Genomic DNA, 18,077 nt, shown 5'->3' on the forward strand with positions numbered 1-18,077 from the left:
TCCGATGTCCGTGCCGCCGGATCACGGCGATCGCCGACATCTTACGACCCGTATAAGCCCCATATACCTACAGAACGGGCGATGTGTTCCCGGTAAGCGACCAAGGAGACCCCATGGTGGTGTCGCTGCCGCCTGCCTGCCCTGCCCCCTCTGCGGCAGGCAGCGACACCACCATGGTGAGGCCCCCGCCAGGGGTGTCCTCGGGGGTGAGCGCGCCGCCCATCGCCTCGGTCAGGCCCCGGGCGAGGGCCAGGCCGAGGCCGACCCCGCGGGTGTTGTCGGTGTCCCCGAGACGCTGGAAGGGCACGAACACCCGGTCCCGGTCCTCGGCGGGAAGTCCGGGGCCCCGGTCCACGACGCGCAGCTCCACCCGGTCGGCCAGCGCGCTCGCCGAGACCAGTACCGGCCGGTCGGGCGGGGAGTGCCGTACGGCGTTGCTCACCAGGTTGGCGATCACCCGCTCCAGCAGCGGCGGGTCGCAGAGCACTGCCGGGGCCCGTTCCGCACCCGCGACCACGACCTCGGGCCCGTCCTCCGGCAGCCCGTCCAGGGCGGCGGGCAGGACCTCCTCGAAGGCGGTGGGCCGCAGCGCGAGGGTGAGCGCGCCGGCCTGGAGCCTGCTCATGTCGAGGAGGTTGTCGATGAGGCGGCCGAGGCGGGCCATCGACTCCTCGGCGGTGGCGAGGAGTTCGTCCTGTTCCTCGCGGCTGAACTCCACGTCGGGGCTGCGCAGCGAGCCGACGGCCGCCCAGCCGATGGCGAGCGGGGTGCGCAGGTCGTGGCTGACGGCGGCCAGCAGGGCGGTGCGCATCCGGTCGGCGGCACGTATCGGTTCGGCCTCGGCGGCGGCCTCGGCAAGGCGGTCCCGTTCGACGGCGGCGGCCACGTGGGAGGCGAAGGCGGTGAGCACCCGCCGTTCGGCGGCATCGAGGGTACGGCCGTGCAGGACGAGGAACAGGCCTTCGCCCACGGGGACTTGAGTGACGTCGAGGGCCGCGTCGTCCTCATCCGTCCGCCCCTCCCGCAGCTCCGCCGACGTCACGGCGAAGGTCTCCCTGGCCCTGGTCAGCAGCGCCTCGATCGCCCGGTCGCCGCGGACGATGCTCCCGGCGAGCGCCGACATCGTCTCGGCCTCCGCCGTCGCGCGCGCGGCCCGCCGCGACAGCCGCAGCGAGCGGTCAGCCATGGCCGCCGCCGTTCCGGCCACAGCCACGAACACCGCGAGCGCCAGCAGGTTGTCGGGCTGCGCGACGGTGAACTCGCCGACCGGCGGTATGAACCAGTAGTTCAGCAGCAGCGACGCGGTGACCGCGCCGACCACCGCCGATGCGACCCCGCCGATGCAGGCCACCCCGAGCACGGTCACCAGGTACAGCAGTGCCTCGCTGGTCAGGTTGAGCGTGCCCCGGCAGCTGTCCAGTACGAAGGTCAGCAGCACCGGCAGTACGAAGCCCGCGACCGGCCCGGCGACCAGCCGCGAGAAGGGCAGGGTCCGGCGGCGCGACGGCAGCAGCCTGCCGCGCCCGGCCCGCTCGTGGGTGACGACGCGCACGTCGATGTCGTCGTCCGCGCACAGCGCGAGCGTGGTGTCCCCGATGCCGCGTCCGGTGAGGAAGCGCTCCAGGCGGCCGCGTCTGCTGGTGCCGACGACCAGCAGGGTGGCGTTCTCTGCGTGTGCGAACTGCACGAGCGCGGACGGCACATGGGCGCCGACGACCGAGTGGTACGTACCGCCCAGGCTCTCCACGAGCTGCCGCTGGCGGGCCAGCGCACCGTGCGAGGAACCGGCCGCGAGACCGTCGCTGCGTACGACGTGGACGGCGAGCAGCGCGGCGTGCGCGGCCCGGTCGGCGATCCTGGCCGCCCGCCGGATGAGGGTCTCGCCCTCGGGACCGCCGGGAAGGGCGACGACGACGCGCTCCCGGGTCTCCCAGACCCCCTCTATGCGGTGCTCGGCCCGGTACGCACGGAGCTTCTCGTCGACCCGGTCGGCGACCCAGAGCAGGGCGATTTCGCGCAGGGCGGTGAGGTTGCCCTCGCGGAAGTAGTGGCCCAGGGCGGCGTCGATCTTCTCGGGCGGGTGGACGTGGCCGTGCGCCAGACGGCGGCGCAGGGCCTGCGGGGACATGTCGACGAGTTCGATCTGCTCGGCGCGGCGGACGACTTCGTCGGGGACGGTGTCGTACTGCGGGATTCCGGTGATCTTCTCGACGACGTCCTTGAGGGACTCCAGCCGGTCCACGTTGAGCGTCGTGGCGACGTCGATCCCGGCCGCCAGGAACTCCTCCACGAACTGCCGGTGCGCGGGGCGGGAGCCGTCGGGCTCGGCGGGGCGGGCGAGGTCGTCGACCAGGACCTCGTACGAAGGCCGGACCTCGTGCGGGCGCTGGGCCTCGTACGAACGCTGGACCTCGTACGGACGCTGGACCTCGTACGGGCGCTGGGCCTCGTACGGGCGCCTGGCGAGCACGTCGGCGAGGGGGATCCGTTCCGCCCCCTCGCGCACCAGGGCTTCGAGGAGCGCTTCGGTGTGCGGACGGCCGTGGCACCGTACGGAACCGATCACCACCGCGGTGCCGCGGGCGGCCCTGCGACGGGCCTCGTCGAGCATCCGGTACGTCGTGCCGACGCCGGGGGCGGCGCCCAGGTAGACCTTGAGCCTGCCGCGTTCCCGCGTTTCGCGCGGGGCGGTTCCATGCTCGCGGGGCTGGTGCTGGTCCATGCGGTCGGTGCCGTCCACATGGTCCATGCGGTCCGTGCGTATCCCCGTACCGTCCAGATCCCCGCGCGCCCCCGTGCCGTCGGTCTTCAGAACTTGTCCGGGTTGGTGCGGGCGGCGAACAGATAGCCCACCAGGGCGGCGGCGATGATGATCCCGACGATCTTCTCGATGGCCATCTCGTCTCAACTTCCGTGCGGCGCGGTCGTATGGGGCGGTGCTGCTTCATCCTGGAACCGGATCGTTCGGGCGGTGGGCGGTGTTGACGCCGTATTGACAGCGCGGCGTCGAATCCGTACGCGTTCCTGGCAAGGCGCGGGGGTCCGCGTATGGGACGCGCAAATTCCGTGGCCCGCAGGCCGACCGGGGGCCGCCGGAACCTTAGATTCCCAGCGTGGGTCCGCCTCGGCGCGGCCCGCCCGGCGGGCACCTGGCGACACCTCCCCTTCCTCGTCGCCACTGCCTCGCGGGTCCCTTCCTGCCGACGCCGTTCCCCGCACATTTCCCCGCACGTTTCCCCGCACGTTTCCCGCACATTTCCCCGCACCTCCGAGAAGGTCGTCCGTCATGCTGTCCGCTGCTCCCCCGCAGACACCTCCCGCCCCGCAGACCCCGCCCCGCGCTCCCGGCCGCCGGCCGTCCAGGCCGCGTGCCCGCCGTGCCGGGTTCCTCGACCCCGTACAACTGCTCAAGGCGTTCCCGGAGGCACTGCGCAAGCTGCACCCGCGGACCCTCCTCAAGAACCCGGTGCTGTTCGTCGTCGCCACCGGGTCGGTCCTCACCACACTGTCCGCGCTGATCCATCCGTCGGTGTTCGCCTGGGTGATCAGCGTCTGGCTGTGGCTGACCGTGATCTTCGCGCAGCTGGCCGAGGCGGTCGCCGAGGGCCGGGGCAGGGCGCAGGCCGATTCCCTGCGCAGGGCCCGTACGGACACCGTGGCGGTCCGGCTGCGGCACTGGACCTACGGAACCGACCCCGACCGCGCCGAGACCGAACGGGTCGCCGCCACCGACCTCCAGCTCTTCGACTTCGTGGTGGTGCGGGCGGGCGAGACGATCCCGGCGGACGGCGATGTCGTCGCCGGTGTCGCCGCGGTCGACGAGTCGGCGGTGACCGGTGAATCGGCCCCCGTCATACGGGAGTCGGGCGGCGACCGCTCCGGCGTCACGGGCGGCACCACGGTCCTCTCCGACCGCGTCGTCATTCGGGTCACCTCCCGCCCGGGGCACTCCTTCCTGGACCGGATGATCGCCCTCGTGGAGGGTGCGTCGCGGCAGAAGACCCCGAACGAGATCGCCCTCAACATCCTTCTGGCCGCGCTCACCATCACCTTCGTCCTGGTGGTCGTGGCGATCGCCCCGATGGCCGGTTACGCGGGCGCCGCCCAGTCCACCACCGTCCTCGTGGCGCTCCTCGTCACCCTCATCCCGACGACGATCGGCGCACTGCTCTCCGCGATCGGCATCGCGGGCATGGACCGGCTGGTCCAGCGCAACGTACTGGCCATGTCGGGCAGGGCGGTCGAGGCCGCCGGCGACGTCGACACCCTCCTCCTCGACAAGACGGGCACCATCACCCTCGGCAACCGCGAGGCCGCGGCCTTCGTCCCGATGCCGGGCATCGACGCACGGGCCCTGGCCGACGCCGCCCAGTTGGCCTCGCTCGCCGACGAGACGCCGGAAGGGCGCTCGGTGGTCGTCCTGGCCAAGCGCGGGTACGGCCTGCGGGAGCCCGCCGAGGGCGAGTTGGGGCAGGTGCGGTTCGTGGAGTTCAGCGCCAGGAGCCGGATGAGCGGCATCGACCTGCGCCGTCCTGACGGATCCGTGTGCTCGATCCGCAAGGGCGCGTCCGCGCAGGTGGTGGAGTGGGTGCGGATGTACGGGGGTACGGTGCCGCCGGAGGCCCTGGCCTGGTCTTCGGAGGTCTCGGCGAGCGGCGGCACTCCGCTGCTGGTCTCGGTGCACGACACGTACGGGCCCCGGGTACTGGGCATCATCCACCTCAAGGACGTCGTCAAGGACGGCATCCGGGAGCGGTTCGCGCAGCTGCGCCGGATGGGCATCCGGACCGTGATGATCACGGGTGACAACCCGCTGACCGCCAAGGCGATCGCGGAGGAGGCCGGGGTCGACGACTTCCTGGCCGAGGCGACGCCCGAGGACAAGATGGCGCTCATCAAGCGCGAGCAGGCGGGCGGCAAACTCGTCGCGATGACCGGCGACGGTACGAACGACGCGCCCGCCCTCGCCCAGGCCGACGTCGGCGTGGCCATGAACACCGGCACCTCGGCCGCCAAGGAGGCCGGGAACATGGTGGACCTCGACTCCAACCCCACCAAACTCATCGAGATCGTCGAGATCGGCAAGCAACTCCTCATCACCCGGGGCGCGCTGACCACCTTCTCCATCACGAACGACGTGGCGAAGTACTTCGCGATCATCCCCGCGATGTTCACGTCGGCCTACCCCGGCCTGGACGCGCTCAACATCATGGGCCTGCACAGCCCGACCTCGGCGATCGCGTCCGCCATCATCTTCAACGCACTGATCATCATCGCGCTGATCCCGCTCGCGCTGCGCGGCGTGCGCTACACCCCGGCCTCCGCGCACGACCTGCTGCGCCGCAACCTGATGATCTACGGGCTCGGCGGCCTGGTCCTCCCCTTCGTCGGAATCAAGGTCATCGATCTGGTCGTCTCCCAGATCCCCGGCCTGGGTTGAGAGCAGCAGCCCGGGAACGCAGAACGGCCGGTGCACCTGCCCCGTGGGGGGTGGGTGCACCGGCCGCGTCCGTCGTCCGGTCGGGGTCGCCCGGTCAGGACTGCAGCACTCCTGACCGCGACGCCCCGGCCGGTGTCGGTGCTGGTGCTGGAGCCGGTGCCGGTGCCGGTGCCCCGGTCGCGTAGTGCACGTACTCGTGGACCAGCCGGAATCCCGCGCTCCAGGCGAGCAGGCGGCTCGGCTTGTTGAGGGTCGAGCAGTTCCAGGCCGGGGTCCGCCCGCGCGCCCGGATGTCGGCGCACAGCGCGGTGACGCAGGCCAGGGCCAGGCGGTGCCGACGGTAGTCAGGCGTGGTGAGCGCGGCGACGTCCTCGTACCGCTGCCCCCGGAAGTACGAGCAGGCGATGGTCAGCACCGTGCCGCCCCGGTCGACCGCGGCCCAACCGTGCCCGGAGGCGCACAGCCCGAAGGGTCCTCCCCAACTGGCGTGAATCCAGGCGGCGTTGACACCGAGGTCAGCCACGGCTTCGGTGTCGGCAGGCTCCAGCCTGCGGATCCGCACGCCACGGGGAAGCACCGTGGGAGCCGGTGCGGTCTGCTGCGTCCAGACCATCCGCTCCCACGGACACAGCTTCGGGAACGCGGCGCCGAGCAGCGGCAGGAAGCGGGCCGGGGCGTCGACGTACGAACCGGCGAGCGGCGCCAGTTCCTCCGGGGTCAGGGCGGCGGGCTGCCCCCGCAGCAGGACGTGCCCGGCGACGGACACCGCGAGCGCCTGCGGCTCTCTCACCCGGTCGGCCCACCACTCGCCGACCCCGGTGGCGAGGGCGTGCTCGCCGACGCTGGTGGGACCGGGCACCCCTGCGGGGAACCACGGGGTGAGCGAAGGAAGTTGATGTGCTTTCAGCTCGATCACCGCGCCCCGCCCTCCGCGCCTTCCGCACCGTTTCCGCTCATGCCACTCATCCCACCCATGCCGTTCACGCCGGCTGTGCCACTCATGCCGACCATGCGGTCCGCGAGCTTGTTGAGCCGCTTGACGGTGCGCTCCTCGGTGGCCGCAGCGGCCGGCTGGACCCGTTCGGCCCGCTCGTAGTAGGCCCCGTTGACGATCTCGGTCGCCGGGTCACAGAGGCGTACGACGTGGGTGGCGCCCTCCGCGGCGGTTGCCCCGTCGTGTGCGTACAGCGGCAGCAACTCCGTCTCGCACACGCCCGGGTGGACGGAGACCGCGGAGACCCGGGGGTCCGCGGCGAACACCGTCAGCGCCAGCTGCGACTGCGCGTACGCGGCGAGCCGGGAGTAGCGGCGGGCCCGGTTGGGGTCCGCCCACTGGATGGCGGCCGTGCGGTGCAGGGAGGACGAGACGTTGACGACCCGCCCACCGTCCGGGGCGGCGGTGAGGACGGGTTCGAGCAGGCAGGTCAGCAGGTAGTGGGCGAGGAAGTTGACCTGGAAGGCGATCTCGTTGCCGTCGTCGGTGAGGGTGTACCGCTCCGGTGCGGCGGTCGCGGCGTTGTTGACGAGCACGTCGAGGCGCGGATACTCCGCGACGACGGTGTGGGCCAGCTCGGCGACCTCGTCGAGGTGGGCGAAGTCGGCGGACACGGCGCGGAGTTGAGCGCCCTGCACATCGGCCGACAGGGCGATGACGCGGTCGACAGCGGCCCGTGCCTCTTCGGCCGTACGGCCGTGCACCAGCACCACCGCTCCGCGTTCGGCGAGCTGTCGGGCGGTCTCCAGACCGATGCCCGAGGTGGCGCCGGTCACAAGAACGGTACGGGAGGCGAGCGTGGCAACAGCCATGATTCATCCAGAGGTTGTCGAGGAACTGTCGAGAACTATCGAGCGAGGAACTGTCGATAGCCGGGGTGGAAATACCAGGAGAAAACACCCGGCCCAGGGATGCCGGAACTCTTCACGGCATCCCTGGGCGTGAGCGAGGGAGCAACAGCGCGCCGACCTGGTAAGGGCGCGGTGTTCTCACCTACGAGCAGCGGGGCGACCGGCCGTACCCCGGATGGGGCGGCCGATCGAGAAGGAGCCACGCGCTGTTCATGCCCTCATGAAACCGGCCCGCCCACGCCCCGGCAAGAACTCCCGCACTTCCCTGACGCGCTGATGACGGCCTGCCACCGGCCGGACCGGAACCGGGGAAACTCGCGTGCCGGGGAAGGGCCTGCATGGATACCTTCGGCCGATGGAGCCCAGGGATTCTGATTCTGTACGAGTAAGGCGCATGCGGGAGAGCGACCTCCCGTCCGCGGAGCGCGCGTCGGCGGTGACGTTCCTGGAGGGCAACCGGAGCTCCCGGCGGGCCAACGAGCCGGAGCCAAAGCCCCGTTCACCGGTGGAGTCCGCGGAGTGGATCGTCCGGATGGGCCACTTCCTCGCCACGGACCCGGAGGGCTGCTGGGTGGCGGTGGACGGCCCCGCCGAGGAACGGGTCGTCGGCTTCGCCCTCTCGCAGAACCGCGAGGACCTGTGGTTCCTGCTGACGTACGGCGTACTGCCCGACCTCCAGGGCAAGGGCGTCGGAAAGCGCCTGATGGACGCCGTACTGGCGCACGCCGGCGACCGCCGGGGCATCTTCATCTCGACCGTGCACCCCGGTGCGACCCGCCGCTACTGGCAGGCGGGGTTCACGCTGCAACCCCTGATGGGCCTGTCCGGCACGGTCGACCGTACGACGCTCCCCGCCGTCACAGGGCTGCGGGAGGGCGGGGCCGACGACATCGAGTGGATGGACCGCCTCGACCGGGAGGTACGCGGGGCCGGACGAGGGCCCGACCACCTCCACATGCTGGAGACACTGCGTCTGATCGTGTCCACCGGCCAGAACGGCAGGCGGGGGTACGTCTACACGGAGGCAGGCGGCCGAGCCCATCTCCTCGCCGCCCAACACCCCGCCACGGCACAGAAGTTGCTCTGGGAGACACTGGCCTCGGCGCCCCTCGCCCCGCAACGCACCCTCGTCACCTACGCCATCACCGCCTCCAACCAATGGGCGGTGGACGTCGGCCTCACCGCCCGCCTCGACCTGGGCCAGGACGGCTATCTGGCCCTGCGCGGGATGGAGACCCCGGCCCCGTACCTGCCGAGCGGACGCTTCCTCTGATGCCGACAGCGAGACCTGCAGTGCCGGACAGGGCCCTGCCGGAGGCGGTAATGCCGGACGCGTCCCTGCCGAACTCGTCCCTGCCGAGCGCGTCCCTGCCGGACGCGTCCCTGCCGGACGCGTCCCTGCCGAACGCGTCCCTGCAGGCGGAATTCCGCCACCCCCTCCTCGTCCAGATCTACGACGCCGAGAGCACCTGGGGCCGCGACGACGACCTCTTCCTCACTCTCGTCGACGAGGCCCCGGCCGAGACCCCGGGCGGCGCACGCGTACTCGACCTCGGCTGCGGTACGGGAAGACTCACCCTCGCCCTCGCAGCGGCCGGGCACACGGTCACGGGCGTCGACCCGGCACGGGCATCACTCGCCGCAGCGCGCGCCAAGCCGGGTGCGGAGAGGGTGAGTTGGGTCGAAGGCACGTCCTCTGACCTCTCGGACAACCCGCCGGGCCCCGACGCTTCCTACGACGTGGCGGTCATGACGGCCCATGTCGCGCAGTTCTTCGTCGAGGACGACGAGTGGGCCAGGACCCTCGCCGACCTGCGCCGCGCACTCGTCCCCGGCGGCCGGCTCGTCTTCGAATCCCGCGATCCGGCGGACCGCCGCTGGGAGCGCTGGAACCCGGTCGACTCGCGGCACCACGTCACGCTGCCGGACGGCCGCACGGTCGAAGTCTGGACCGAAGGGACTGAAGTGACCGAGTTTCGCAATGGCGGCTGCACGGTGACCTTCACCCACCACTACGCCTTCCCGCCCCCGGCAGAACAACGAGAATCCCAGCACGTGGACCGTGCGACAGTCCCCCGCGAGGAACTGCTGAGCACCGCCACGCTCCGCTTCCGCACCGAAACCGAGATCCGCGACTCCCTCCGCACGGCGGGCTTCACCGTCGACCGCATCCACGGCGGTTGGCGACGCGAACCGGTGGGTGCGGGGGACGGAGAGTTCATCGTGATCGCCACGGCAGCCCCAGAAACACCGGCCCACCACCCCACCCACCCCGCCTCCCCCCTCTCCCCCATCCCCTGAGCAGGTCCTTCGCCGGAAAATCACTGGCGCCGAGTTTCTAACTCCCGCTAAGAATGGGCTGCATGAGCACCTCCACACCTGCCGCGTCCACCGTGCCCGCCACGCCGTCGGCGGCTGCCGACCCACGCGCCTTCGTCCCCACCACGCTCGGCCTCGGCGACGCACGGCTGCGCCCGTGGAGCCTCCAGGACCTCGACTCGCCGACCCTGCTCGACGGGCTGCTCGCCGCTGCTGCGGACCCGCAGATAGCCCTCTGGAACCCTCTGCCCACAGCAGACCACGAAGCCGCCACCAAGTGGCTCGAAACGCGCGCCAAGGCCTGGTCGGCAGGCACCCTCGCCACCTTCGCGCTCCTCGAAGGCGACCCTGACAGCACGAACAACTCGGACAGCACGAAAGCCTCGGACAGCACAGCCAGCACGAACACGAACAACACAACCACCGACGCCGCCTCCCCCACCCTCCTCGGCGCCCTCACCGTCCGCTGGACCGACCGCTCGGACGGCCTGGGAATGATCGGTTACTGGCTCCTGCCCGCCGCCCGCGGCCGGGGCCTGGCCACCAAGGCGACCCTCGCCGCCACCGACTGGGCCTTCCGTACCGCCGACGTCCGCCGCCTCGAAGTCGCCCACGCCGTCGAGAACGAGGCCTCCTGCCGGGTCGCCCAACGCTGCGGCTTCCCCGCCGAGGGAACCCTCCGCGCCTCGTACCGCTTCGGCGACGGCCAGTACCACGACGAACACCTCCACGCCCGCCTGGCGACGGACCCGGGCCCGGGTGACAGTCCCCGGGGGTAGCACCGTCAGCCTGTTTGCGGCACACCGTGCCGCATGCCTCTCTCGATGCGGCATACCTCTCTCGGAGGTGAGTGCCGATGCACGGGAAGCCACGGCCGGTGCTTCCGTCGGCCCGGCCGTCGCCGCTGGCACCACCCCTGCTGGCGGAAGGCCGTGTGAAGTACGACGCCTCGTCCTTCACACGCGACGGGCGTACGGTGGCCACCGCCGGTGACGATGGCACGGTACGGCTGTGGGACGGGGGTACGGGCATTCTCCGCAACACCCTCAACACGCCCGACGGCGCCCCCGCCGCAGGAAAATCCCCACCCCCAGCCTCACCCCCGCCCGGTGTCGATGACGCAGAAGCGATTGCCCTCTGTGTCGGCGAGCACGACGAAGTCGGCGTCGGGCGGGTACGCGTCCCACTCGACGCGCTGCGCCCCCAGCCCGATCAGCCGCTCGACCTCGGCCGCCTGCGCGGCCGCATCGCCCGCGTAGAGGTCGAGATGAATGCGCGGATGCTCCTGCACCGGCGTCTCACTGAGCCCCAGCGCCAGCTGCGGCCCGGCAGCCGCACCCGCTCCGCCCTTCTCCGGCACGAGGACCACCCAGTCGTCCTCCGTCTCCTCCAGCGGTACGTACCCCAGCGCGGCCGTCCAGAAGGCGGTGGCGCGCGGTACGTCCGAGACGCCCATCACTACGGATCCGATTCTCAGCACGGGGCGATCCTTGCCGGTATCGGCGGAACGCAATCGCGCCGGTTCACCCGGTCCGGGGTGGGGGTGACCGGTCCGGCGGTCACCGCTCCGGGTGGTGACCGGTCCGGTCGTTCGCCGTCAGGAATTCGTCGAACGTGCGGGGTTCGCGTCCGGTCAGGTCCCGGACCGTCGTCGTCACCTCGGACACACCGCCGGACGCCAAGTCCGCGTAGAGCCACAGCAGGTCGTCCACGAACCATTCGGGCAGGCCCTGGGCCCGCAGTCCCTCGGCCGCCTCCTGCGGCGGCTGGTCGCGGAACGGGACGGCGAGTTTCGCGGCGATCTCCTCGTGCGTCAGGGCCTCAGGACCGGTGAGCGGGTAGGTTCCGCCGACGGTCCGCGGGCCCGTCAGCAGTGCGGCGGCGCAGGCGGCGATGTCGTAGGCGTCGATGTAGGACACCCGGCCCGTGCCGTACGGGCCGGTCAGGGTGGTGTCGTGGGAGAAGCCGCCCTGGCCGGTGAAGAAGTTCTGCATGTAGCCGGTGGGCTGAAGCGTCGCCCATCCCGGACCGGAGGCCTTGAGGTACTGCTCGATCTCCCAGTGCGCACGCACGGACAGCTTCGCGTGCGGGGCGGGCCGCCACGCCGACACCTTCACCACCTGCGCGACCCCGGCGGCCCGTGCCGCGTCCACGGCCGCGATCTGCTGACGGACCATCGGCTGCTGTCCCGCCACGGGCAGCGCGCCACCGCTGTTGAGCAGGAGGCGGTCCGCGCCGGTCAACGCAGCGGCCACGGATGCTGGTTCGTCGAGGTCCCCGACCACGAAGTCGCAGTCCAGTTCCCTGCCCTTGGCCGCGTCCCGCACCAGGGCGCGGAAGGGTGCGCCGGCCGCCGTGAGCGCCTGTATCAAGTGCCGGCCGATGGTGCCGGCCGCGCCCGTCACAAGAATCATCTGTTCCCCCGCAGGATCCGAGAAGCCGTTCATGGACACCCGCCACATTAACGGAGGCATCCTCCGCTTGTCCGGAGATCGGGACCTTGGTCGGGACCCTGATCGGGATCTTGGCGGGAACGTCGGGAAGCGGCTTCCGGAGGGGAACGTTCGGGCGGGTCTTGGGAGTTCACCAAGCATGATGAGCACGGTGTGGCAGGTCGTCGTCGGCGTCGGCGTGGTGGGCGCGGTCCTGTTTCTCGCGGATCGCGTTCTGTTGTGGGCGGAGGAGCGGGGGTGGATCTACTGGCGCAGGCGCAAGGGCCTCTCGTCCATCGGTGTGGACTTACTGCAGGAGGGCTCGCCCGCGGCGCAGGCCCAGAAGCGCGCCCTGGAGCAGGAACGGGTGCGCAAGAACGTCAGGCCGGCCGAAGAACCTCCCTTCCACCTGGACCTGGACGCGAAGGTGGTACGAATACGGCCCGCTGTTCACGACCGGCCGGGGGCGTAGGGCCCGGCTGACGGGCGGACGGATCTGTGGCGCCATGCCCAGCCCACCAGCACGGCTGCGGCCGCGCACGCGTAGGCGGTCGTGCTCACCGTTCCCGGGGAGGCGACTGCCCGGCCCGCCACATAGGCGGCCGCTCCCGCCGCGGCAACCGTCAGCCACTCCCAGCGTCCGCTCAGGGCCACCAGTGCGACAAGCAGCAGCGCGTACCAGGAGTAGCCGGGGGTGAGGAGGAGGAAGGCGGTGCCGGTCACGTACAGGGCGCCGTTCCACGGGCGATCGGGGTCGCCGCGCCAGAGCACGTGGGCGGTCACCAGCAGCATGCCCAGCACCAGGGCGGGCACCGCCCACGCGTCGGGCAGCAGCAGGCGCAGCAGCGCGTAGCGGTTGCGGGACGCCGCGTCTCCGTACCCCTCCTCCTCCACGTAGCCGCTCAGATAGCCGAGGACCGAGGCCTCGGAGGCCAGGACGTACGGGAGGTACGCGAGGAGAGTGACGACGGCGGCCGGCACCAGCACCGCCGCCGCGTCCCGTAGCCGGCGCACCCCCGACAGCGCGCCCGGCAGGACGATGGCGGGCATCAGCTTGGTGGCGACGGCCGCGCCGAGCAGCGCGCCCCCGCCGATCCGGTGCCAGGACGAGCGGGGCGAGCGGGATGAGCGGGACGGCCGGGATGAGCGGGACGGCCGGGATGAGCGGGACGGCCGGGATGAGCGGGATGCCACCAGGCCGAGGCCCAGCACGGTGAACAGCACGCCCAGGACGTCGACATGAGCGTTGTTCACCGCCTCGACGGGGACCGCAGGGCACCAGGCCCAGTACACGGCGGTACGGGGATCGCCGCGGCCGGACCTGGTGCGGGCCAGGATGCGCAGGGCGGCTGCCGTGACGGCGACCGAGAGCGCGGCGCCCGCGATCTGGAAGACCTTGAGGCGGGAGCCGGGCGGGGAGAGCTGTTCGATGCCGTAGAAGTACGCCTCGGCGACCGGGGGGTAGATCGTGTGCACGGTGGGGCGGTTGAGGCGGGTGCAGTGGGTCTGTCCGGTCGGCCTGTCCGGTACGCCTGATGCGTCCGGTGCATCCGGCGCGTCCGGTGCCGGGACGCGTGCGCGGTCGGGGCCCGCGCACGCGCTGCCGGTGGGGAAGAGCCAGTCGTCGCGGAGCGGGACGAGCGCCGGGTCGGCCGGGGTGTGGTCGTACGGGGAGATGCCCGCCGCCTGCACCCGGCCGTCCCAGGCGTAGCGGTAGGCATCGGTGCTGGTGCGCGGCTGCGCGACCAGTCCGGTGGCGGCCACCGCTGCCGAACCCACCAGGACGAGGACGACGGCCTGCCGGACCGGGACCTTGCGCAGGGCCCAGGCTGCGGCGGCGAAGAGCAGCCAGGACGCCGCGTACCACCAGGACAGGCCCGCGGGATCTGCGTGATAGCCGTCGTGTCGAACGGTGAACGCGAGGACGGTCGTGAGGGCCGCCAGCAGGACGGCCGCGAGCACGGTGCGTGCGCGGGCCACAGTGCGTGCGCGGACAGGGGGCGGTCCGGCGGCGGAACCGTGCGAACCGAGCGGGGTACGGGGGCTGATCACACGGTTCAGCCTGGCAGCGGGGACGGCTCCGGGGCCTGCCGCCGCCCCCGACGTCCGCGATTCGTAAGGAGTCGCAGAGCCCGTTCGGGGCGGGACGGCGGTGTCATGGGAGGCATGAACGTACCGTCGCTTCCCGAGCGCCCGAGTCGCCGCGCCACAAGCCGGTTCCCCGCCGTCCGGTTCCCCGCCGTCCGGCTGCCCGCCGCGCTCGCCGGCCGGTTTCCGCCCGTGTTCTCGGGGCGGCTGCACGACGCGCGTACGGCCGTCTCCGTGGGCCGTCTGCTGGGCGTCGCGGTCGCCGTCTGCTTCGTCACCGGGCTGGTCAGCCACTACCTCCAGCACCCGCCCGGCTGGGCGGTGGACCTCGCTCCGAGCCGGCCGGTGTGGGGGTACCGGTTCAGCCAAGGGCTGCATGTCGCGAGCGGCATCGCCGCGATTCCGCTGCTGCTGGTGAAGCTGTGGACGGTGTATCCCCGGCTGTTCGTATGGCCGCCGGTGCGCTCGGTGCGGCACGCGCTGGAGCGCGCCTCGGTGGCGGTGCTGGTCGGAGCGACGGCGTTCCAGCTGTTCAGCGGGTTGCTGAACACGGTGCAGTGGTATCCGTGGCCGTTCTCCTTCGTGCCCGTGCACTTCGCGGTGGCCTGGCTGCTGGCGGGTGCGCTGCTGCTGCACCTGGCGGTCAAGTGGCCCCGGATCAGGGCGCATTGGCGGCGCGGCGCGGAGGCGACGGTCGCCCTGTCGGCCGACGGCGCCGGGCCCGACCGGCGGTCGCTCCTACTGGGGCTCGCGGCGGCGGTCGGAGCGGTCACCGTGACCACCGTCGGTCAGTCCTTCACCCCGCTCAAGGGTCTCGACCTGCTCGCGCCGCGCCACCCCGACCACGGCCCGCAGGGCCTGCCGGTGAACCGGACAGCCGCAGCGGCAGGGGTACTGCCCGCCGTGCGTGCAGTGGCCGACTGGCGGCTGGAGGTCGCAGGGCCCCGCCCCTTCCGGCTGAGTCTGGACGAGCTGCGCGCCCTGCCGCAGACCGAGGTCGAGCTGCCGATCGCCTGCGTCGAGGGCTGGAGCAAGAACGCGCGCTGGACCGGCGTACGTATCAAGGACCTGCTGGAGCGGGCCGGGGCGCCGCCCGGTGCCCGGCTGCGGGTGGAGTCCCTGGAGCGGCAGGGCGCCTACCGGGTGATGGACATGGGCAGCGAGTACGCCCACGATCCCCTGACCCTCCTCGCGCTCGCGCTCAACGGGCAGGTACTGTCCGCCGATCACGGCTACCCGGCACGCATCATCGCGCCGAACCGGCCGGGCGTACTGCAGACCAAATGGGTGGCCCGGCTGGAGGTGCGGTGATGCGCACCGGATACGGGCGTACGGCGGCCGGGGCCGTGGGCGTGGCCCTGATGGCGATCGGAGCGGCGCTGGCCGTCGGCACCGGTGACGTCGTGAGCGTCGCGCTGTGGGTGGGCGGGGCGATCGTGGCGCACGACGGACTGATCGCACCGGTGGTGTTGGGCGTCGGACTGCTGCTCGGCGGGCTGGGCGGGCTCGGTGGACAGGGCCGACTGGGCGGACTGGGCCGACTTGGCGGACTTGGCGAACCGCGCCTGCGGGCGTACGGGGCGGTGCGCGGCGCCCTGATCGTGGCGGGGTGTCTGACCCTGGTCGCCCTGCCGGTGCTGCTGCGCCCCGGAACCCCGGCCAACTCATCGGTGCTGCCGTTGAATTACGTACGGGGCTGGCTGGTCGCCCTGGCAGCGGTGGCGGTCACGACGGGCGTACTTGTCGGCGTACGACACGTACGCCACGTGCGACGCATGCGAGGTGCACGAGGTGCACGAGGTGCACGAGAGCTTCTGAAGCGCCGACGGGGCGACTGAGCCGTCGACGGGGCCGTCAGCCCCGGTGCAGCCCGCCAAGCCCGCTAGCCGTGGTGCAGCTGGCGGAACCGGCGGCCCGCCGTCCGCCAGTGGTCTCCGGCCGTCCAGCCCGTCGCCCCGGCGTACCGGAGGAGGGCCCGGTCGCCGATCCTCGCCCAGGGGAACGACTCCCCCAGCGCCCCTCGGCCGTCGCCGACCCGTACTTCTACCCGCTCGTCGAGGTCCTGCTCGGCCACTTCAACGATCAACATGCCGCTCGGCCCTGTCAGTTCGGCGATCCGGGCCAGCAGGGCGGCGGGGTCGCCGCCGATGCCGATGTTGCCGTCCATCAGCAGGACGGTGTCCCAGCGTCCGCCGCCCGGCAGCGGGTCGAAGACGGAGCGGCACAGCGCGGCCCCGCCCTCCCGTTCCGTGCGGGCGACCGCCTCCCGGCTCACGTCGAGGCCGAGAGCGACCCGGCCCAGCTCTGCGAGGGCCACCACCAAGCGCCCCGGGCCGCAGCCGACGTCGAGCACCGTTCCTCGGCAGCGGGCCAGCACGGTGGTGTCGGCGCTGTCGGGCGGCGCGCACCAGCGCTCCACCTCCAGCGGCAGCAGCCACCCGTCGTCGCGGCGCAGGAAGAGCGGTCCGCGACCGGCGAGCAGCGCGTCCCGGTACGGTTCGGCCCGCCAGGCCGGCACGCTCACCGGGAGCCCGCCGCGGTGGTGGCGAGTTCCGCGTGCAGGCGGCCGAAGCGGCTGCGGGGAACCATGGCGGCCACCGCCCGCGCGTCGGCCGCGGTGTCCACGTCCCGGAGCACGGGAAGGTCGCGCACGCGGAGCCCCGCTCCGCTCAGCCTGCGCCGCTGGACCGCACCGGTGTGCGGTACGGACATGGGCACTCCGCGCAGCAGTTCCGGGTCGGGCTCGGCCAGCCCCAGCGCCCAGAACCCGCCGTCGTCGGCGGGCCCGAACCACGCGTCCGCGTCGGCGAACTCGCTTGCCTGTGCCAGGAGTTGGGGTGTCACCTGCGGAGTGTCCATGCCGATCAGCAGCGCGGGCCCCGTGCATCCGGCGAAGGCGTCGGCCAGCCGGGCGTCGAGGCCGCCCGCGCACTGCGGTCTCACCTCGAAGCCGGGCGGCAGCCAGGGTCCGGGGCTGCCGTCGAGGACCAGCACCCGACGGTCGGCCGGGGTGTCACGTACCGCCTGGAGGGTGTCGGCGAGGGACGCCTCGGCCAGCCGGGCCGCCTCGACGGAGGTGAACGGCGGGGTGAGCCGGGTCTTCACCCGGCCGGGCAGCGGCTCCTTGGCGATGACGAGCAGGGTGAGCGGGCCGTTCATCGCGCCGTTCATCGCGCCGTTCGTCGCGCCATTCATCGCGACCCCTCCCGCCCGGCCGCAGCATCGGCCTCCCGCACGGCCGCCGGTGCCTCCGCGAGGACCTTGCGCATGTCCCGTACCGCCTGCCACGTGCCCCGCCAGGTGCCCGTGACCTTCGACTTCCCGGACCGCGGCAGATACGGCACGTCCCGCTCCCGCACCCGCCAGCCCGCGTCCGCCGCCCGCACCACCATCTGGAGCGGGTATCCGCTGCGCCGGTCGGTGAGGCCGAGGGCCAGCAGTTCCGCGCGCCGTGCGGCACGCATCGGCCCCAGGTCGTGCAGCCGCAGCCCGGTCCTGCGGCGGAGCATCCGGGCGAGGGCCAGGTTTCCCGCCCGGGCGTGCGGCGGCCAGGCCCCCCGTCCCTGCGGGCGCCGCCGTCCGAGTACCAGGTCGGCTTCCCCCGAGGCCACTTGGGCGGCGAAGGGGAGCAGCAGCCCCGGGTCGAGCGAGGCGTCGCAGTCGCAGAAGCAGACGACGTCGGCGGTCGCCGCGAGCAGCCCGGCGTGGCAGGCGGCGCCGAAGCCCCGCCGGGTTTCGGTCACCACGGTGGCGCCGAGCGAGCGGGCGAGTTCCGCCGAGCCGTCGGTGGAGCCGTTGTCGACGACGATCGCGCGCCAGAGCGGCGGAACGCGTTCCAGCACCCAGGGCAGGGCGCCCGCTTCGTCCAGGCAGGGCAGTACGACGTCCACGGAGCCCGTGAGGGCCGTCCGCTCCGCCGCTGAGGGGTTCAAGTCGGTCACGCCGTCCACCGT

At 72.3% G+C, this 18,077-nt stretch carries 17 protein-coding genes; 7 read left to right on the forward strand and 10 right to left on the reverse strand.

All coding sequences use genetic code 11. The features are described 5' to 3' along the window. Positions 1–67: 67 nt before the first annotated feature. Together ACH4SP_RS01370 and kdpF are read right to left on the reverse strand one after the other, a co-directional pair. Positions 68–2,722, reverse strand: coding sequence for an ATP-binding protein (locus tag ACH4SP_RS01370; protein ID WP_398409473.1), 2,655 nt, complete (start codon positions 2,720–2,722; stop codon positions 68–70). An 86-nt stretch (positions 2,723–2,808) separates the two neighbouring features. Then, complete coding sequence (kdpF, locus tag ACH4SP_RS01375; protein WP_398408122.1) at positions 2,809–2,898, reverse strand: K(+)-transporting ATPase subunit F; 90 nt, start codon at positions 2,896–2,898, stop codon at positions 2,809–2,811. 388 nt (positions 2,899–3,286) lie between these two features. On the opposite strand from kdpF, the gene kdpB reads away from it, so the two are divergent. Beyond that, on the forward strand, positions 3,287–5,440 hold the full coding sequence (gene kdpB, locus ACH4SP_RS01380) for a potassium-transporting ATPase subunit KdpB (RefSeq protein ID WP_398408123.1): 2,154 nt from the start codon (positions 3,287–3,289) through the stop codon (positions 5,438–5,440). 94 nt (positions 5,441–5,534) lie between these two features. On the opposite strand, the gene ACH4SP_RS01385 is transcribed toward kdpB, so the two are convergent. Both ACH4SP_RS01385 and ACH4SP_RS01390 read right to left on the reverse strand, forming a co-directional pair. Beyond that, positions 5,535–6,356, reverse strand: coding sequence for a GNAT family N-acetyltransferase (locus tag ACH4SP_RS01385; RefSeq protein ID WP_398408124.1), 822 nt, complete (start codon positions 6,354–6,356; stop codon positions 5,535–5,537). Beyond that, the gene (locus ACH4SP_RS01390; RefSeq protein WP_398408125.1) at positions 6,353–7,246 is read right to left on the reverse strand and encodes an SDR family NAD(P)-dependent oxidoreductase; all 894 of its coding nucleotides are present in this window, start codon (positions 7,244–7,246) and stop codon (positions 6,353–6,355) included. Before ACH4SP_RS01390 ends, ACH4SP_RS01385 begins: the two co-directional genes overlap by 4 nt. A gap of 433 nt (positions 7,247–7,679) precedes the next feature. On the opposite strand from ACH4SP_RS01390, the gene ACH4SP_RS01395 reads away from it, so the two are divergent. The 3 genes from ACH4SP_RS01395 (at position 7,680) to ACH4SP_RS01405 (ending at position 10,383) form a co-directional block, all read left to right on the forward strand. Next, positions 7,680–8,558 carry a GNAT family N-acetyltransferase gene (locus ACH4SP_RS01395; protein ID WP_398408126.1) on the forward strand — a complete coding sequence of 293 codons (879 nt, stop codon included), beginning with the start codon at positions 7,680–7,682 and terminating at the stop codon, positions 8,556–8,558. Positions 8,559–8,608: 50 nt separating this feature from the next. Then, entirely contained in the window at positions 8,609–9,586 is a 978-nt protein-coding gene (locus ACH4SP_RS01400; RefSeq protein ID WP_398408127.1) for a class I SAM-dependent methyltransferase, read from the forward strand. A 62-nt stretch (positions 9,587–9,648) separates the two neighbouring features. Beyond that, positions 9,649–10,383 carry a GNAT family N-acetyltransferase gene (locus tag ACH4SP_RS01405; protein WP_398408128.1) on the forward strand — a complete coding sequence of 245 codons (735 nt, stop codon included), beginning with the start codon at positions 9,649–9,651 and terminating at the stop codon, positions 10,381–10,383. 317 nt (positions 10,384–10,700) lie between these two features. Here ACH4SP_RS01405 and ACH4SP_RS01410 read toward each other — a convergent pair whose 3' ends face one another. Continuing rightward, positions 10,701–11,084, reverse strand: a complete 384-nt coding sequence (locus ACH4SP_RS01410; RefSeq protein ID WP_398408129.1) for a VOC family protein — start codon at positions 11,082–11,084, stop codon at positions 10,701–10,703. Positions 11,085–11,163: 79 nt separating this feature from the next. Then, entirely contained in the window at positions 11,164–12,018 is an 855-nt protein-coding gene (locus ACH4SP_RS01415; RefSeq protein ID WP_398408130.1) for an NmrA family NAD(P)-binding protein, read from the reverse strand. Between the two features lie 178 nt (positions 12,019–12,196). On the opposite strand from ACH4SP_RS01415, the gene ACH4SP_RS01420 reads away from it, so the two are divergent. Next, positions 12,197–12,508 carry a hypothetical protein gene (locus ACH4SP_RS01420; RefSeq protein WP_398408131.1) on the forward strand — a complete coding sequence of 104 codons (312 nt, stop codon included), beginning with the start codon at positions 12,197–12,199 and terminating at the stop codon, positions 12,506–12,508. Here the strand turns inward: ACH4SP_RS01420 and ACH4SP_RS01425 are convergent. Continuing rightward, on the reverse strand, positions 12,487–14,088 hold the full coding sequence (locus tag ACH4SP_RS01425; protein WP_398408132.1) for a glycosyltransferase 87 family protein: 1,602 nt from the start codon (positions 14,086–14,088) through the stop codon (positions 12,487–12,489). The two genes, ACH4SP_RS01420 and ACH4SP_RS01425, sit on opposite strands and share 22 nt — an antisense overlap. Positions 14,089–14,316: 228 nt before the next feature. On the opposite strand from ACH4SP_RS01425, the gene ACH4SP_RS01430 reads away from it, so the two are divergent. Both ACH4SP_RS01430 and ACH4SP_RS01435 read left to right on the forward strand, forming a co-directional pair. Continuing rightward, on the forward strand, positions 14,317–15,435 hold the full coding sequence (locus ACH4SP_RS01430; RefSeq protein WP_398409475.1) for a molybdopterin-dependent oxidoreductase: 1,119 nt from the start codon (positions 14,317–14,319) through the stop codon (positions 15,433–15,435). Next, the gene (locus ACH4SP_RS01435) at positions 15,435–15,962 is read left to right on the forward strand and encodes a hypothetical protein (RefSeq protein ID WP_398408133.1); all 528 of its coding nucleotides are present in this window, start codon (positions 15,435–15,437) and stop codon (positions 15,960–15,962) included. Before ACH4SP_RS01430 ends, ACH4SP_RS01435 begins: the two co-directional genes overlap by 1 nt. A 44-nt stretch (positions 15,963–16,006) precedes the next feature. Here ACH4SP_RS01435 and ACH4SP_RS01440 read toward each other — a convergent pair whose 3' ends face one another. Genes ACH4SP_RS01440 through ACH4SP_RS01450 form a run of 3 tightly spaced genes read right to left on the reverse strand, consistent with a single transcriptional unit; the run spans position 16,007 to position 18,056 of the window. Beyond that, positions 16,007–16,648, reverse strand: a complete 642-nt coding sequence (locus tag ACH4SP_RS01440; protein WP_398408134.1) for a class I SAM-dependent methyltransferase — start codon at positions 16,646–16,648, stop codon at positions 16,007–16,009. Then, positions 16,645–17,283, reverse strand: a complete 639-nt coding sequence (locus ACH4SP_RS01445) for a DUF2064 domain-containing protein (RefSeq protein ID WP_398409477.1) — start codon at positions 17,281–17,283, stop codon at positions 16,645–16,647. Before ACH4SP_RS01445 ends, ACH4SP_RS01440 begins: the two co-directional genes overlap by 4 nt. 32 nt (positions 17,284–17,315) lie before the next feature. Beyond that, entirely contained in the window at positions 17,316–18,056 is a 741-nt protein-coding gene (locus ACH4SP_RS01450; RefSeq protein WP_398409480.1) for a glycosyltransferase family 2 protein, read from the reverse strand. Positions 18,057–18,077: the final 21 nt, after the last annotated feature.

This window comes from Streptomyces sp. NPDC021093 (assembly GCF_044333135.1).
Taxonomy (GTDB): domain Bacteria; phylum Actinomycetota; class Actinomycetes; order Streptomycetales; family Streptomycetaceae; genus Streptomyces.

What these genes read in the sequence shown, in the direction of transcription:
- ACH4SP_RS01370 (WP_398409473.1), bottom strand. Translation starts at nt 2,722, where the DNA reads ATGGACCAGCACCAGCCCCGCGAGCATGGAACCGCCCCGCGCGAAACG.
- kdpF (WP_398408122.1), bottom strand. Translation starts at nt 2,898, where the DNA reads ATGGCCATCGAGAAGATCGTCGGGATCATCATCGCCGCCGCCCTGGTG.
- kdpB (WP_398408123.1), top strand. Translation starts at nt 3,287, where the DNA reads ATGCTGTCCGCTGCTCCCCCGCAGACACCTCCCGCCCCGCAGACCCCG.
- ACH4SP_RS01390 (WP_398408125.1), bottom strand. Translation starts at nt 7,246, where the DNA reads ATGGCTGTTGCCACGCTCGCCTCCCGTACCGTTCTTGTGACCGGCGCC.
- ACH4SP_RS01395 (WP_398408126.1), top strand. Translation starts at nt 7,680, where the DNA reads ATGCGGGAGAGCGACCTCCCGTCCGCGGAGCGCGCGTCGGCGGTGACG.
- ACH4SP_RS01400 (WP_398408127.1), top strand. Translation starts at nt 8,609, where the DNA reads ATGCCGGACGCGTCCCTGCCGAACTCGTCCCTGCCGAGCGCGTCCCTG.
- ACH4SP_RS01405 (WP_398408128.1), top strand. Translation starts at nt 9,649, where the DNA reads ATGAGCACCTCCACACCTGCCGCGTCCACCGTGCCCGCCACGCCGTCG.
- ACH4SP_RS01415 (WP_398408130.1), bottom strand. Translation starts at nt 12,018, where the DNA reads ATGATTCTTGTGACGGGCGCGGCCGGCACCATCGGCCGGCACTTGATA.
- ACH4SP_RS01420 (WP_398408131.1), top strand. Translation starts at nt 12,197, where the DNA reads ATGATGAGCACGGTGTGGCAGGTCGTCGTCGGCGTCGGCGTGGTGGGC.
- ACH4SP_RS01435 (WP_398408133.1), top strand. Translation starts at nt 15,435, where the DNA reads ATGCGCACCGGATACGGGCGTACGGCGGCCGGGGCCGTGGGCGTGGCC.
- ACH4SP_RS01445 (WP_398409477.1), bottom strand. Translation starts at nt 17,283, where the DNA reads ATGAACGGCCCGCTCACCCTGCTCGTCATCGCCAAGGAGCCGCTGCCC.